This is a genomic window from Vogesella mureinivorans (genome assembly GCF_007644035.1).
GTDB classification, from domain to species: Bacteria; Pseudomonadota; Gammaproteobacteria; order Burkholderiales; family Chromobacteriaceae; genus Vogesella; species Vogesella mureinivorans.
In genome coordinates, this window is the sequence record NZ_VMTV02000289.1 from 1 (window position 1) to 252 (window position 252).

The window sequence follows — 252 nt, forward strand, 5'->3', positions numbered from 1 at the left end:
GTCAGCGTCGTCTTGCCGTGGTCAACGTGACCGATCGTGCCCACGTTCACGTGCGGCTTGGTGCGCTCGAACTTACCCTTGGCCATGACTTTGGTATCCCGGTGAACTCAAGATTCGGAAAGGTGTGGATGGGTGCCGCTTCAAGAGATGGTGCTCATGACTGGAATCGAACCAGCGACCTCTTCCTTACCAAGGAAGTGCTCTACCGACTGAGCTACATGAGGACTCTACTTGTTTACGGACCAAGCCCTC

The 252-nt window shown here is 55.2% G+C and carries 1 protein-coding gene; it reads right to left on the bottom strand.

Going from position 1 to position 252, the window contains the following annotated elements; translation table 11 throughout:
- Window positions 1–86, bottom strand: an 86-nt coding sequence (locus FLQ44_RS08320; protein WP_033473206.1) for a GTP-binding protein, incomplete at its 3' end; no start/stop codon positions are given.
- Window positions 87–252: the final 166 nt, after the last annotated feature.